Origin of the sequence: Pontixanthobacter gangjinensis (genome assembly GCF_009827545.1) — a bacterium.
Lineage (GTDB): Bacteria > Pseudomonadota > Alphaproteobacteria > Sphingomonadales > Sphingomonadaceae > Pontixanthobacter > Pontixanthobacter gangjinensis.
In genome coordinates, this window is record NZ_WTYS01000001.1 from 2,796,882 (window position 1) to 2,812,659 (window position 15,778).

General features: G+C 51.6%; 8 protein-coding genes, 3 tRNA genes and 3 rRNA genes. 8 read left to right on the top strand and 6 right to left on the bottom strand.

Annotation, left to right across the window (positions count from 1 at the left end; translation table 11 throughout):
- The first annotated feature begins 23 nt into the window (after positions 1-23).
- From GRI36_RS13265 to GRI36_RS13285, 6 genes are all read left to right on the top strand, one after another.
- Complete coding sequence (locus GRI36_RS13265; protein WP_160598888.1) at positions 24-1,217, top strand: tyrosine-type recombinase/integrase; 1,194 nt, start codon at positions 24-26, stop codon at positions 1,215-1,217.
- A gap of 120 nt (positions 1,218-1,337) precedes the next feature.
- Positions 1,338-1,775 (top strand): thermonuclease family protein, encoded by a 438-nt coding sequence (locus GRI36_RS13985; RefSeq protein WP_160598889.1) that lies wholly within the window; start codon positions 1,338-1,340, stop codon positions 1,773-1,775.
- A gap of 201 nt (positions 1,776-1,976) precedes the next feature.
- The gene (locus GRI36_RS13275) at positions 1,977-2,324 is read left to right on the top strand and encodes a hypothetical protein (protein ID WP_160598890.1); all 348 of its coding nucleotides are present in this window, start codon (positions 1,977-1,979) and stop codon (positions 2,322-2,324) included.
- The gene (locus GRI36_RS14120; protein WP_407985676.1) at positions 2,321-2,530 is read left to right on the top strand and encodes a helix-turn-helix domain-containing protein; all 210 of its coding nucleotides are present in this window, start codon (positions 2,321-2,323) and stop codon (positions 2,528-2,530) included. The genes GRI36_RS13275 and GRI36_RS14120 overlap by 4 nt, the downstream gene beginning before the upstream one ends.
- Before the next feature lie 121 nt (positions 2,531-2,651).
- Complete coding sequence (locus GRI36_RS13280; RefSeq protein ID WP_160598891.1) at positions 2,652-3,797, top strand: hypothetical protein; 1,146 nt, start codon at positions 2,652-2,654, stop codon at positions 3,795-3,797.
- A gap of 59 nt (positions 3,798-3,856) precedes the next feature.
- On the top strand, positions 3,857-6,976 hold the full coding sequence (locus GRI36_RS13285; RefSeq protein ID WP_160598892.1) for an SIR2 family NAD-dependent protein deacylase: 3,120 nt from the start codon (positions 3,857-3,859) through the stop codon (positions 6,974-6,976).
- A gap of 98 nt (positions 6,977-7,074) precedes the next feature.
- On the opposite strand, the gene GRI36_RS13290 is transcribed toward GRI36_RS13285, so the two are convergent.
- From GRI36_RS13290 to GRI36_RS13315, 6 genes are all read right to left on the bottom strand, one after another.
- Positions 7,075-7,151 (bottom strand) — tRNA-Met (locus GRI36_RS13290).
- A 120-nt stretch (positions 7,152-7,271) separates the two neighbouring features.
- Positions 7,272-7,386 (bottom strand): 5S ribosomal RNA (gene rrf / locus GRI36_RS13295).
- A 132-nt stretch (positions 7,387-7,518) separates the two neighbouring features.
- Positions 7,519-10,309 (bottom strand): 23S ribosomal RNA (locus GRI36_RS13300).
- A 299-nt stretch (positions 10,310-10,608) separates the two neighbouring features.
- Positions 10,609-10,684, bottom strand: a tRNA-Ala gene (locus GRI36_RS13305).
- A gap of 31 nt (positions 10,685-10,715) precedes the next feature.
- Positions 10,716-10,792: transfer RNA gene (locus tag GRI36_RS13310), tRNA-Ile, on the bottom strand.
- Positions 10,793-10,992: 200 nt separating this feature from the next.
- Positions 10,993-12,483: ribosomal RNA gene (locus tag GRI36_RS13315) — 16S ribosomal RNA — on the bottom strand.
- The 16S, 23S and 5S rRNA genes sit together here with 3 tRNA genes alongside, the layout of an rRNA operon.
- A 633-nt stretch (positions 12,484-13,116) precedes the next feature.
- Between GRI36_RS13315 and GRI36_RS13320 the strand changes: the two genes are divergently transcribed.
- A complete protein-coding gene (locus GRI36_RS13320; RefSeq protein ID WP_328598400.1) occupies positions 13,117-14,631 on the top strand; it encodes a lipopolysaccharide biosynthesis protein in 1,515 nt (504 codons plus the stop codon).
- A 70-nt stretch (positions 14,632-14,701) separates the two neighbouring features.
- Entirely contained in the window at positions 14,702-15,709 is a 1,008-nt protein-coding gene (locus GRI36_RS13325) for a retroviral-like aspartic protease family protein (RefSeq protein WP_160598894.1), read from the top strand.
- The last annotated feature ends 69 nt before the right edge of the window (positions 15,710-15,778 follow it).

The following is a 15,778-nucleotide window of genomic DNA, read 5'->3' on the forward strand; positions in this document are numbered from 1 at the left end:
TCAATGCAAAGCGAGGACAGTCAATGCCAAGCACATCCTCTTCAATGACGGACACAGTGCGGACACAGAACGAAAAGCAGAAGCTTTCCGATCAAATAGCGCGGGAAACTCAACCACCAGCGGCAGGCAATCGAATTGTTTATGATTCCAAGCTGTCCGGCTTTGGTCTGCGGGTGACAGCGAAGGGAGTGCGCTCCTTCGTTCTTAACTATCGAGTCAAAGGAAGAGAGCGGCGCATAACCATAGGTCAATACCCTGCATGGACGGTGCTAGCCGCTAGGAAACAGGCCGAGCAGCTGCGCCGAAGTGTCGATCTAGGCCTCGACCCGTTGGAGGAACGCGTCGCTGAACGTTCTGCCCCAACTGTGCGCGACCTTTTCGATCGGTATGCAAAAGAGCATCTGCCGACAAAAGCGCCTAGATCCGCTGCTGATGATCGCTCAATGTGGATCAAAGACATTTTGCCTGCACTTGCTGCAAAGAAGGTCAGTGACCTTTGCCCTCAAGATTGTGATGAATTGCACCGGACCATTTCGCTAGATCGTCCCACTCGGGCTAACCGCGTCATTGAAGTGCTAAGGAAAGCCCTGAACCTCGCAATCCGTTGGGGATGGATAGAGAGAAATGTCGCATCTGGCGCTCGTCGAAACCCTGAACTTAAGCGGACTCGATATCTCAGCCGCAAAGAAGTGGCCAAATTGATCGAGGCGCTGGAATCTCATCAAGAACGAACTTCAGCTGATGCACTCCTGTTCATGTTGCTAACTGGCTGTCGGCGCAGTGAAGCGCTAAACGCACGCTGGGACCAGTTCGATCTAGAGCGACGGGTTTGGACTAAAGCCAGCTCTGAAACCAAGCAACGCCGAGAACATCGTGTGCCATACTCGGAAACGGTTGCAGAGATTTTGCAACGGAGGCGTGCCGAGACTGAAGGGACCTATATATATCCCGGAAGGCTCGGTGCGCCGTTGGCAGATGTTCGTCGTACTTGGAAATCAGTTTGCGAGGTTGCGGGTCTTGATCATGTGCGGATTCACGATCTTCGGCACACTTTTGCCAGCATTGCCGCATCATCGGGGCAGTCGCTCTACATTGTTGGCCAACTTCTCGGGCACTCATCACCGCAAACAACTAAACGCTACGCTAGCCTCTACGATGATACACTTCGCTCAGCTGCCGAGGGAGTTTCCGCCGCGATTGGCTTTAGGGAGCGATAGAAGATGCTCGGTAGGAAGTTATTCAAGCGCCTAAGGTTAAAGGTTAGGCGCAAACCAAGCAACGTGTTGCAGTTCAGGGAGACAAAAAAGCCGAAACCGATTGCTTCGTGGCCTAGAAGAATGACGCCCCAGATCCTTCTGACCGTCGCCCTTGGATTGTCGCTCGGAGCACTAGTTACGCTTGGCACGCTTAATTGGAAGGCTTCTCAATCCCGCGAATTGGCTGATACCTTTGTCTGCTCGCCTCCATCAGTTGTTGATGGTGATACGATACGATGCGGAGACCAGAGAATACGCCTTCAGGGCATAGACGCTCCTGAAATGCCAGGTCATTGCCGCACGGGCAGAAACTGCACACCAGGCGACCCTTTCGCAAGCACTGCGAACCTCTCCAGATTAGTAGCCAGTGGCCAGTTGCGATGCTTGCCTGATGGTCTTGATAGATACGGTCGGACGCTTGCCAGATGCTCAGTCGGGGAGATCGATCTGTCTTGTGCCCAAATTGAGAGCGGCCACGCCGTCCGCCGTTACGATCGGATATGGTGCGATCGGTCTTGAGAACAGCTTAGATTAAATCATCGAATCGACCTGCTCTTAAAACAACACCAGACTAGAGAAAATTTAGCAGCCAATTAGCTAATAAGACAAATTATCGTTCTAAATTATAAACTTATGCAATTAAGTATATGCAAAAGTCGCTCATATTTGAGACACTTTTGCATATACTTCTGCGGTTTCTGTTACGCTATAATTAGAATTATGACGATACCACCATCACGCCACAAAATTACTTACTGGTACATTGCTGTGCGCTTCCAAGGCATTGAACCATTTTTCGAAGACGAATATATCTGCGTTTCAGCTAAAGGCTACTTGGCAACGCGCGCTACGGCGTTGTTCAAATCCAAGGCGCATGCACAGAAATTTCTAGATCGCAATATTGAAGACATTACCCGGCGGTGCGGTTCGGACCCCGACTTTGATCGGTTTGAAATCAAATCTGGCTACCAATATTGGCCAATAGAATATGACGAGCCAATCAGCCTACTCCGCGTAGGCAAACGAGGTAAGTCGCGCTCATCGCTCTATCGAAATGGTGTGCGATGAAGCTGAAAGCCACCCAAGATGAGTTTCTCACTCCGTTCGAGGCTGCTCTAAGACTCAGGAGAAGCGTGAGGACTTTAGCCCGAATGAGGGCTGAAGGTCGTGGACCTCGCTTTCACCGAGAAGGCGGTTGCATTCTTTATCCGGCTACTGGTCTTTACGAATGGTTGGAACAATTCATGGTCGCGCCCGTCCGAGGCGCAACCTGATGCTGCACGAGTTCGCACCGCAGCGGCAGCGAGGAGCGAACCTCATGCAGCAATGGCCCGAAGAGCAAGAGGGGGGTCCCTGTAGCACCCCCCTCCAGAAATACATTTGGACGGCCAAGTCATGGAAGTAGTTTACCAAGGCTTCGACGGTCTGGATTTCAGCTTGCAGGGACAAATCAGCCCCGCCCTTGAGCAAGAGCTTGAAGCTGCAAAATTGGAAGCGAAAAAGCAACACGGTGCAGTCGTTCTGGATTGGAAAGGCGCAAAGCTACATGTCAAAGATAGCGGCGCAAGAGGCGGTTATTCCTATTTGGTAAGCACTGGCGATTTTGGGGCGACGTGGTTCTTCAAGAAACCCAACGTGCGCGATCCTTGGGGTGTGCGGGTGTCGTGCAACTCCTTCCTATTAGCCACTTATGGTTTTGCTGAAGCCCGCAACAAGATTTACGAACTCTTGGACCTGCTAGAGGTTAAGCTGAAGTCTCGCGGTGAGAGTATTGGACGAATTGATTACGCGGTCGATATTCTCGCCCCCGAATTTGAGCTGGTCCCTGAACGCTTTGTCATGCATTCTAATGCTAATCGCGCGGATCATTGGGAGCCGCTCGAGATATCCACGAACGGGAAATCAGGTAGAACTAGCTCTGTAACGGTAGGAAAGATGCCCGGGCAGCAAGTGATCGTCTACGACAAGCGCGCAGAAGTGATTAGCAAACACAAACACGCTTGGTGGGTGATTTGGAATGCGGCCATGCAGCAGAAGGGATTACCTCCCCTCGATCATGACGACCCAGACAAAAGCCGGATTTGGCGCGTTGAATATCGAACAGGTAAAAAATTTCTTAAAGATCGCTGGAACATTCGAAGTTGGGCTGATGTCGCTAATCGATATGGCGATTTAGTGTCAGCTACCGCTCAATCCATAAGATATACCAATCCAACATCAGACAGCAATCGCTCTCGATGGCCTGACAGCACACTGTGGCTGAAAGCTAAGGCAGCGCTCGACACTGATCTTTTTGAGATGCGGAGCTACGCTGAACCTTGCCTCATCAAACAAGTTCATCAGCATGAGCACAGCGAATTATTGCAAAGGCAGATGACGGGATTGCTTACGAGCAAGGCTGCGATCAATGGGATTGATGCCGATTCTCTCTCAGAGTTCGCAAGACTGACCGGCAACGAAATGGCAACTGCGATTCAGTCAGCGCCGGAGGACTTTGCGGAAAAGCTCAAAAAGGCTGAAGATCGATATTTTGTCTATTAACTTGCCGCAATCCGAAACAAACACTTGCTCATATTTCTGGATACGGCAATCTATAGCGTATGACCGATTTGCCCCCAATGTTAATACAAACAGTGCGCGACCAGCGAGCCATCCTATTCTTAGGCGCTGGAGCAAATTATGGTGCAAAACATCCAAAGGATAAGAGTGTTCCGGTTGGTGATGGCTTAAAAGAGCTTATCTGCGACGAATTTTTTGGCGGACGGCTTAAGGACAAATCACTTATCGCGGTTTCCGCTATGGCATTGTCGGAAGCGGGCTTCAGCAAGTTTCAGCGTTTCATCCGTGACATATTTGAGCCCTATGGCCCAGCAGACTATCATCTAAAAATCCCAAAGTTTCGATGGCGTGCGATTGCCTCTACCAACTTCGACCTAATAATCGAAAAAGCCTACGCAGCCGAAACCCAGCGGGTTCAGAATCTTGTAAAAACGGTCAAGAATGGCGATGAATACGATGCAAGAATCCAGGGTGAAAGCTCACCGGTTGGCTTCTTTAAGCTCCATGGGTGTGTCGATCATTATACTGACGATACAATCCCGCTGGTTTTGGGAAACGAGCAGTATGCAAGCTACAGCCAAAATAGAGAGAGGTTTTATGAACGGCTACGAGACCTCGCCTACGAGAACTCGATAATTTTTGCTGGGTACTCACTGGCAGATCCACATATCCAACAGATATTATTCGACGTCACCAGTAATGACCTGCAGCGTCCCTCTTTCTATTGCGTAGGCCCAGATTTCGATGACATTGAAATCAGATATTGGGCCCGTCACCGTGTGACGGTTATTAAAGATACCCTAGAGGGGTTTTTGACCTCGCTTGATGCCGAGATACCAGACTTAGCTCGGAAAGTTCCTTTGGTATCGAACTCAAGCGACGACCTATCCATCAGCAAACACTATCGAACGAACGACCCTCAAGAGAGCGATGAGCTAAAAGCTTATCTACTAACCGATGTTTCACATGTGCATTCAGGCTACGTATCAGACACCTCAACCGCGCGAGAATTTTATTCGGGGCATGATCAGGGATGGTCTGCAATCATCCAAAATTACGATGTTAAAAGAAAAATCGTTGATTCAGCTTTAGTTGATGCGGTCCTATTTTATGATGACGACACGAGTAATAATTCTACCCATCTATTTATGATGAAAGGTCCCGCCGGAAACGGTAAGACTGTTGCATTGAAACGAATAGCGTGGGAGGCAGCAACCAGTTACGACAAGCTGGTACTTTATGCAGACGGTCCGGCCAGCATTCGCCTTGATCCACTCAAAGAGATTTTTAATTTAGTAAAGAAACGCATTTATTTATTTGTTGATCATATAGCTTTATTTCGAAATGAAGTAGTTTCTTTGCTAAAATCCTGTCAAACATACAACATACCATTGACAGTTATTGGCGCAGAACGCGATAACGAATGGCATACCTATTGCGAGGGATTAGAAGCGTTTCTTACGCAAGATTTTCCGGTCAGATACCTCTCAGAAATTGAAATCCGACAGTTGGTCGACTTGCTGGAAAGGCACAACTGCCTAGGAGTTCTTTCCGAAAAAACACCCGAAGAGCGGATAACGGCATTTGTTTCTGGAGCAGAGCGTCAGCTGCTAGTGGCACTTCACGAGGTCACTCTGGGGCTACCGTTCGAGAAAATCGTGCTAGACGAGTACGAGCGCATTGAGCCACCACAAGCCAAGCAACTCTATCTTGAGATCTGTGCCCTTCATCAATTTGGTGCTCCAGTCAGAGCTGGGCTTATCTCTCGTTCGTCAGGGATATCTTTCGAGGACTTTCGATCCAAATTCGTTCATCCATTAGATAATGTCGTGAAGATTGTAGAAGACAAGCACACGAAGGATCTCTCATATCAAGCGAGGCATTCTCAGGTCGCCGCAATGGTGTTTTCACAAGCTCTGCCAAGCGCCGAAGAGAAATATGACGCATTGGCATCACTGCTTGGCGCTATGAATGTAGACTATAATTCAGATCGAGAGACGTTCAGCCGCATGATTAAGGGTAGAAACATCTCTGAGATCTTTGCCGATGTTTCCTTGGGCAGGCTTTTTTATGACCGCGCGGAGGAAGCTGCCCCAGGAGGTTCTTTCGTTGCTCACCAGAGAGCAGTTTTCGAACTGAACCATCAGGGTGGTTCTCTCGATTTAGCCGAAAACGCCTGCAATCGTGCGCTCAAGGCTAATGCCAAAAGCCAAAGCATCAAGCACACGCTGGCGGAAGTTTTTCGTCGAAAGGCAAATGAGTCAGACGACCCATTATTGAAGCAAGCTCATCGGCGAGAATCTCGCAAATGGCTCTCTAGGGATCAAGGGAAATCGAGCGCATACGACCTAAATACTAGAGCACGGATGGCGCTAGATGTCTTAAGGGACGTGCTTTCGGGTGAAGACGCCGATAACAATTCATCCACGAATGAAATACTAATTGCCACAAAAGAAGCAGAACTAGCAATCTCTAGTGGTCGCCAAGCTCATCCAGAAAGCGCTGAACTCCTGTCATCTGAGGCGTCGCTCCACGAGCTGCTCAACGACGATGAAAGAGCTATTGCGGCGCTGAAGCGTGCCTTTCAGAAAAACCCTCGACAAGACTGGCTTGCAGCGCGCCTAGCTCGCAAACATCGCAACGATGGGGATTGTGACGCGGCCATTGCAGTTCTGGAAGCTTGCTTGAGAGAAAATTCATCAAGCAAAATGGGTCATCTTGAACTGGGACATTGCCTAAAAGCCAGCAATGGTGAGGCAGCTCTTGTACTCGACCATTTTCGGCGATCGTTTACACAGGGTGACACAAACTACGAAGGTCAGTTCTGGTACGCGAGAGAGTTATTTTTGCAGGACCAGTTTGCAGAAGCCACCAAGATATTTGATGCACTTCACAAACATGCACCCGGTCGTTTTCGATCAGGTTCATCCGCAGAAGTAGCGGGTGAGAAAACTACCTCCGGCAGATTGCAGGGAGAACTAACAAGACTCGAGGAGGGCTACGGATTCATTAAATCCGCCCATCTACCGGACGGTCTTTTTGCTTCAAGAGCATACACTGATGATGAAGTTTGGCCGGAACTCCATAATGGAGACAAGGTCACTTTTTCCATTGCCTTCAACAGAAGGGGTCCAAATGCCATTAATGTGATGAGAGCGTAGCCGGATCTTTGTTAAGATCAAACTCTACAAGTGCGGACACCACGCGGACACAGCACATTTGCGCCAAGGTTTGAACATAGGTAAGTGATTGATTTTTATGGTTGCGGGGGTTGGATTTGAACCAACGACCTTCAGGTTATGAGCCTGACGAGCTACCGGACTGCTCCACCCCGCGTCACCAATTTATGACGCAAACTACAACGACAGCTGCAGAAACGCCAAAAGGGCTGCCCTTGTGGGGTCAGCCCTTTGACTTATGAATGGGTTTTTACCGCGCATACCCGCCGGCTACAATGCCTGGCGACGACCTACTCTTCCAACGCTTAAGCGGTAGTACCATCGGCGCAGTCTGGTTTCACGGCCGAGTTCGAGATGGGATCGGGTGGGTCACAGACGCTATGGTCACCAAGCAATGAAGCAGGCGGGTGTGCGGGTTTTTAATCGATACGATACGTATTTAGGCGTCAAAGATCTGGCTGGATGTCTTCCGACACCAACAGCAAGTTGTACTAAGTACAAACCTGACGTTGATGGTGGGATTCATCAAGCGCGATCAGAGTTATTAGGACTGGTTAGCTCCATGCATTACTGCACTTCCACACCCAGCCTATCAACGTAGTGGTCTACTACGACTCGAAGATACCTTATCTTAAGGGAGGCTTCCCGCTTAGATGCTTTCAGCGGTTATCCCGTCCATACATAGCTACCCAGCGGCACTCCTGGCGGAATGACTGGTACACCAGAGGTATGTTCACCCCGGTCCTCTCGTACTAGGGGCAACTCCTTTCAAGTATCGACGCCCACGGCAGATAGGGACCAAACTGTCTCGCGACGTTCTGAACCCAGCTCACGTACCACTTTAATTGGCGAACAGCCAAACCCTTGGGACCTGCTCCAGCCCCAGGATGTGATGAGCCGACATCGAGGTGCCAAACGATTCCGTCGATATGAGCTCTTGGGAATCATCAGCCTGTTATCCCCGGCGTACCTTTTATCCGTTGAGCGATGGCCCTTCCACGAGGGACCACCGGATCACTATGACCGACTTTCGTCTCTGCTCGACTCGTCAGTCTCGCAGTCAGGCAGGCTTATGCCATTGCACTCTCGCAGACGGTTTCCAACCGTCCTGAGCCTACCATCGCGCGCCTCCGTTACTCTTTAGGAGGCGACCGCCCCAGTCAAACTACCCGCCATAGAGGGTCCCTGATCCGGATAACGGATCTAGGTTAGATATTAGAAAACAACAGGGTGGTATTTCACAGGTTGGCTCCACTCGGACTGGCGCCCAAGTTTCAAAGCCTCCCACCTATTCTACACAGTTCTTTCCCAATACCACTCTAAAGCTGCAGTAAAGGTGCACGGGGTCTTTCCGTCTAACCGCGGGTACTCCGCATCTTCACGGAGAATTCAATTTCGCTGAGCATATCCTGGAGACAGTGGGGAAGTCGTTACGCCATTCGTGCAGGTCGGAACTTACCCGACAAGGAATTTCGCTACCTTAGGACCGTTATAGTTACGGCCGCCGTTTACTTGGGCTTCAATTCGGAGCTTGCACTCCTCCTCTTAACCTTCAAGCACCGGGCAGGCGTCAGACCCTATACGTCGTCTTGAAGCCGACTTAGCAGAGTCCTGTGTTTTTGATAAACAGTCGCTACCCCCTGGCCTGTGCCCCCTGATAAGAGTTGCCTCGAATCAGGGCCTCCTTCTTCCGAAGGTACGGAGGCAATTTGCCGAGTTCCTTCAGGATACTTCTCTCAAGCGCCTTGGTATACTCTACCTGACCACCTGTGTCGGTTTCGGGTACGGTCTATATGAAGAGGCTATTTCCTGGAACCGCTTGGCTGCGCACTCAATCCAATAAGAGCACACAACTTCCACGATCCGTCACACATCTTCAGGCCCACGAATATTAACGTGGTTCCCATCGACTACCCCCTTCGGGCTCGTCTTAGGGGCCGGCTTACCCTACGCTGATTAGCATTGCGTAGGAACCCTTGGTCTTTCGGCGAAAGGGTATCTCACCCTTTTTATCGCTACTCATGTCAGCATTCGCACTTCCGATACGTCCACCGTCGGTTACCCTTCGGCTTCATCCGCTTACGGAACGCTCCGCTACCGCTCAGAATAAATTCTGAACCCTAAGCTTCGGTGCATATCTTTAGCCCCGTTACATCTTCGCCGCAGGAACCCTTATTTAGACCAGTGAGCTGTTACGCTTTCTTTAAAGGATGGCTGCTTCTAAGCCAACCTCCTGGTTGTTTTGGGATTCCCACATGCTTTCCCACTTAGATATGACTTGGGGACCTTAGCTGTAGGTTAGGGCTGTTTCCCTTTTGACGACGGACCTTAGCACCCGCCGTCTGTCTGCTGGACAAGACTCGATGGTATTCGGAGTTTGGTTAGGTTTGGTACCGCTCGCGCAGCCCTAGCCCATCCAGTGCTCTACCCCCATCGGCATACATCCAACGCTCTACCTCAATAGATTTCGCGGAGAACCAGCTATTTCCCGGCTTGATTGGCCTTTCACCCCTAAACACAACTCATCCGAGCATTTTTCAACATGCAACGGTTCGGTCCTCCAGTGCGTGTTACCGCACCTTCAACCTGGTCATGCCTAGATCGCCGGGTTTCGGGTCTAATCCAACATACTCAGTCGCCCTATTCAGACTCGCTTTCGCTACGCATACACCTAACGGCTTAAGCTTGCATGTTAGATTAAGTCACTGACCCATTATGCAAGAGGTACGCTGTCACCCCCCAAAGGGGCTCCAACTGCTTGTAAGCATTCGGTTTCAGGTACTATTTCACTCCCCTAATCGGGGTGCTTTTCACCTTTCCCTCACGGTACTTGTTCACTATCGGTCACATACGAGTATTTAGGCTTGGAGGGTGGTCCCCCCATGTTCAGACAGAATTTCACGTGTTCCGCCCTACTCGAATCCTTTGTAATCACTTTCGCATACGGGACTGTCACCCACTATGGTCTCACTTTCCAGAGAGTTTTGCTAATTTATACAAAGGCATTGGCCTGGTCCGCGTTCGCTCGCCACTACTAACGGAATCTCGGTTGATGTCTTTTCCTCCAGGTACTGAGATGTTTCAGTTCCCCGGGTTCGCTTCACCAAGTCTATATATTCAACTCGGTAATACCTTATCCACCTCGTTCCGAAACCCCGAAGGAATTCGAAAAGAAATGGTGAAGGTGGGTTTCCCCATTCGGAAATCGCCGGATCAAAGTTTGCTCACAACTCCCCGACGCTTATCGCAGCGTGCCACGTCCTTCATCGCCTGTATGTGCCAAGGCATCCACCAAATGCTCTTACCTCACGCTTGAGAATCCACACCATCAACGACAAGCTTGCATAAAACTTGAACGTCTTAATGATAATGCGGAAGATATCTCAGCCAGATTTTTACATCTAATTTGTGATGCATATCGCTCAGACGTAAGAATATGCAAAAGCATACACCCACACCTGTAACGCTATGCGCCACGGCATCGATTAAAAACCCATTCACAATGTCAAAGATCGCGATCCAAATGATCGCTAACCGGCCGAAGCCGGATTAGTTTTCGTTTCATCTCTGGAGAAATTTGGTTGCTTCAGCGGATAATCGCGAAGCGGCAAATCTGGTGGAGCCTATCGGGATCGAACCGATGACCCCCTGCTTGCAAAGCAGGTGCTCTCCCAGCTGAGCTAAGGCCCCTTTAGATTTGCGGCATAACCTGCTGTAGAAATGGTGGGCCGAGGAGGATTCGAACCTCCGACCTCACCCTTATCAGGGGTGCGCTCTAACCAACTGAGCTACCGGCCCATAACCACATGCTAGCCTGCCCAAATCTTGCGAAATGGGCATGCCGCAGGCGGCGTGAGCCAGCTCAGGCGTCACAACAAAGGGGTATTACCCAGTGTTGATCTCCAGTGATGAAAGGACATGAGGACGACGGCAATGTTCTTTGGAATGTACGAAGCACTTTCAGAGGCAAGCCCTGACGCTTTCGTAAAAATCCTTAGAAAGGAGGTGATCCAGCCGCAGGTTCCCCTACGGCTACCTTGTTACGACTTCACCCCAGTCGCTAAACCCACTGTGGTCGCCTGCCTCCGGTAAACCGGTTAGCTCAACGCCTTCGAGTGAATCCAACTCCCATGGTGTGACGGGCGGTGTGTACAAGGCCTGGGAACGTATTCACCGCGGCATGCTGATCCGCGATTACTAGCGATTCCGCCTTCATGCTCTCGAGTTGCAGAGAACAATCCGAACTGAGACGACTTTTAGAGATTAGCTTGCCCTCGCGGGTTAGCTGCTCACTGTCATCGCCATTGTAGCACGTGTGTAGCCCAGCTTGTAAGGGCCATGAGGACTTGACGTCATCCCCACCTTCCTCCGGCTTATCACCGGCAGTTTCCTTAAAGTGCCCAACTAAATGATGGCAACTAAGGATGAGGGTTGCGCTCGTTGCGGGACTTAACCCAACATCTCACGACACGAGCTGACGACAGCCATGCAGCACCTGTCACTAATCCAGCCGAACTGAAGGTAAAGATCTCTCTAAACCGCGATTAGGATGTCAAAAGCTGGTAAGGTTCTGCGCGTTGCTTCGAATTAAACCACATGCTCCACCGCTTGTGCAGGCCCCCGTCAATTCCTTTGAGTTTTAATCTTGCGACCGTACTCCCCAGGCGGATAACTTAATGCGTTAGCTGCGTCACTCAGGCACCAAGTGCCCGAACAACTAGTTATCATCGTTTACGGCGTGGACTACCAGGGTATCTAATCCTGTTTGCTCCCCACGCTTTCGCACCTCAGCGTCAATAATTGTCCAGTAAGTCGCCTTCGCCACTGGTGTTCTTCCGAATATCTACGAATTTCACCTCTACACTCGGAATTCCACTTACCTCTCCAATATTCTAGCTTTCCAGTTTCAAAGGCAGTTCCAGGGTTGAGCCCTGGGATTTCACCTCTGACTTAAAAAGCCGCCTACGCGCGCTTTACGCCCAGTAATTCCGAACAACGCTAGTTCCCTCCGTATTACCGCGGCTGCTGGCACGGAGTTAGCCGGAACTTATTCTCTAGGTACTGTCATTATCATCCCTAGTAAAAGAGCTTTACAACCCTAAGGCCTTCATCACTCACGCGGCATTGCTGGATCAGGCTTTCGCCCATTGTCCAATATTCCCCACTGCTGCCTCCCGTAGGAGTCTGGGCCGTGTCTCAGTCCCAGTGTGGCTGATCATCCTCTCAGACCAGCTATAGATCGTCGCCTTGGTGAGCAGTTACCTCACCAACTAGCTAATCTAACGCGGGCCCATCAAAAGGCGATAAATCTTTGGTCCGAAGACATTATCCGGTATTAGCAGTCGTTTCCAACTGTTATCCCGAACCTGATGGTAGGTTCCCACGCGTTACGCACCCGTGCGCCACTAAGCCCGAAGGCTTCGTTCGACTTGCATGTGTTAGGCATGCCGCCAGCGTTCGTTCTGAGCCAGGATCAAACTCTCAAGTTTGTGTCACGAACAAATCAGCACCACCCGAAGGTAGCAAACCGATAAGCCCGAATTTAAGGAGCCGATACCTGCACTTGTCAAACGTATTTTATGGATACATTAGGACATGTTAGATCCACCACAAACCTAAGTTTGCAGAGGAAATTGGCATCGACTTAATTTAACAGGTATCCAAGGCCTTAAAGCCCTTGGACCTGGCGCCGTCGCCCACATGTCCCTTCATCAAAAACTAACAATGTCAAAGAGCCACACAATACAAAAGGCGGACAACAAAGGTTCCCCGATTTAGAACCGGGGGCCGGTTGTCCGTTTATATTGGCGACCAACTCGGCGGGGCGTTTCCGTCCGCTCCGTGTTGGTGAGATGGCTTCTACTGGCGACTCTGATTCTGGTCAACGGCTTTTTGTAATTTTCTTTCAAAAGATTTTGAAAGGCGCAAAAAACCCCAGAATTCCGCCATTCCTGACCATCTCTTAAAAGCCAAATGGGCTCCTTAGTGGGGCATTCAAGTCTGCCAGCCTGCTGATTTGGCAAGAATCCCCCCTCGTCCGGCCGCCTAAGCCTACGAAATCGATGGTGAATCGGCGATTCACTTTGGCGGATTGTTCACTTTTGCCGGCTAATGGACTGCTTGTGACGAAAGAGAGAGCCTTCATTGCACCTGATGATTCGGGATTCGCTGCGCGCGTGCGCAGTGCAGTCGCGTGGCGTTGGGGCAGTCAGGTTATTGCACAGATTATCACCTGGACCTCTACTATCGCGGTTTTCCGCATCCTCGACCCGAGTGATTACGGCCTGTTTGCGATGACGCAGGCGGTGCTTGCAGCGCTCAATTTTCTCAACGGCTACTCCTTCGCGGCATCGCTGATCCAGACTGATGACGTGGATGACCGCCGAATCAGTCAAGTGTTCGGCATGCTTATCCTCGCAAATGCCGGGATCGCGCTGGCCCAGTTCCTGCTCGCTCCCGCTGCGGCCGTCTATTATGGACAGCCCGAAGTAGAAGCGATGCTTAAGGTTCAAGCTCTCATATTCCTCGCCACCCCTTTTATCGCCCTGCCCTCCGCGCTGCTTGCCCGCCGGATAGAATTTCGCAGTCAGGGCCTCGTCAACCTATTGTGCGCTATAGTCGGTGCAACAACCGCGCTTGGCCTTGCATGGATTGGGTTTGGCGTTTGGGCGCTAGTCTATGCGCCGATGGCAATGGCTGGTGTAAGGGCGCTCGGCCTGACGATCTCGGCTCGCTTGTTAGTCTGGCCAAGTTTTGATTTTCGCGGCGCGGGCGACATACTCTCGTTCGGCGGCGCGTTGACCCTGTGTCAGCTGCTGTGGATCGTACAGAGTCAGAGCGACATCTTTGTCGCGGGCCGCAGTTTCACGACGCATGAGTTGGGCATCTATGCAGAGGCACTATTCCTTGCCTTGGTAGTTACGGGGCGGTTCCTTCCGCCAATTAATGAAGTCGCCTACCCCGCCTATGCAGAATTGCACAAAGCCGGGCGGCCGCTCGGCCCGTTCTTCATCCGCACCTTGCGTACGGTGCTACTGGTAACCGCACCGATATATGTCGGCCTCGCCCTGACTGCAGAAGCGGCCATCCTCACAATTGGCGGGGAAAAATGGGCCGAGATGATACCCATCATTGCCGGTCTCGCCTTGGCCATGCCGTTCTTTGCGATGCAGATAGTTTGCGCGCCGGCCACAAATGCGATTGGCCGCCCCCGCATATATGTCACTACAAGCGCGATCGGCGCGGTGCTGTTTCCCACGTGCTTCCTATTCGGCATCGCGAACGGCCCGATGGGGCTGGTCCACGCATGGTGGGTTGCCGCGCCTTTGCTGGTCATTGCGACCTTTGCCCTGACCTTGCCAGCAATCAATGTCCGGTTGGCTGATCTGCTCAAACAGTTGCTGCCTGTCATGCTTGCCAGCGGGGTAATGGCGCTTGCGGTTACCGCGATGAAATTTGCGCTCGGCACGATGGCGCCTGAAATCGCGCCTCCATTGCTATTGCTGATTCTGGTTCCCCTCGGCGCGCTGACATATGTCGCGGCGCTGTGGCTAGGGTGGCGAAACATTCTGTATGAGACTTGGGCGATGCTGCGCAAACCGAAACCAGCGACAGCCGCAATGCCGCTTCCAGCGTAACGTACTACCTGCCGAATTAGGCTGCCGCTGCCATATATGGTAAGCTTTAGGCATGGAACGGAGACCGGCAATGTCAATTTGGACCTATTGGGCAGCAGCACTGATCGCAGCGCAGGTGCCCCCCCCTTTGGCCGCCATGCCAGATGCCAGTCCGGCCACCGGCAATGCCCAGCCCACCGTCATCGACGAGTTTGCATCGGTTGACGATCCTTCCGACGAAGTATTGACCAGCGAAACCGACTATTACGAGAGGATGACCGTGCCGGTCACGATTGAGGGACAAGGTCCTTTTCGCTTCATGATCGATACCGGCGCGCAGGCAACGGTGGTCACCCGCGGATTGACCGAGCAGTTGAACTTGGCGCCAGCGGGATCCGCTACCGTTGTGGGAATGGGCAGCAGAAGATTGGTGCAGTTAGTCGAATTGAACGGCCTGGAATTCGCCCAACGGGTGATCGACGATATTTCAGCGCCCATGCTGGAGGCCCGCAATGTGGGAGCCGACGGCATTCTCGGGCTCGATAGCTTGCAAGATTTGCGGGTGATGATCGATTTTCGCGACGGCACCATCGCAGTCAATGATTCAAAAGCGTTGGGCGGCGATAATGGTTATGAGATTATCGTGCGTGCGCGCCACCGGCTAGGCCGTCTGATTATTACCAGCGCAGAGATTGACGGTGTGCGAACCGCCGTGGTGCTCGACACAGGCGCCCAAAGCAGTTTCGGCAATCGCAAGCTTCAGCGGCGCCTGCGCACCCGCAATATGACAGAGGTAAGCTCGACCGATGTAAACGGCGTCCAGATTGAGGGCGACCGTCATCTGGCAAAGTCGCTGAGGATCAAGCAGATGCAGCTGACCAATATGCCGATTACCTTTGCGGATAGCCCCGCTTTTGCAGCGCTCGGGCTGGATAAGCGCCCTGCCCTGATCCTCGGGATGCGCGACTTGCGGCTGTTTGACCGGGTTGCGATTGATTTTGCCACGCGTACCGTGCTGTTCGATATGCCGTCCGGAGCCATCAGATCAGGTAAATCGAGTGGAGGCGTAAGGAAGAAATTTCGCCCAACGCGGCTTTGACCGAATTTTCGCACGACACCGCATCGATGCGGCGGCGCGCATTGCCAAACATGCCGCGCGCCACCACAT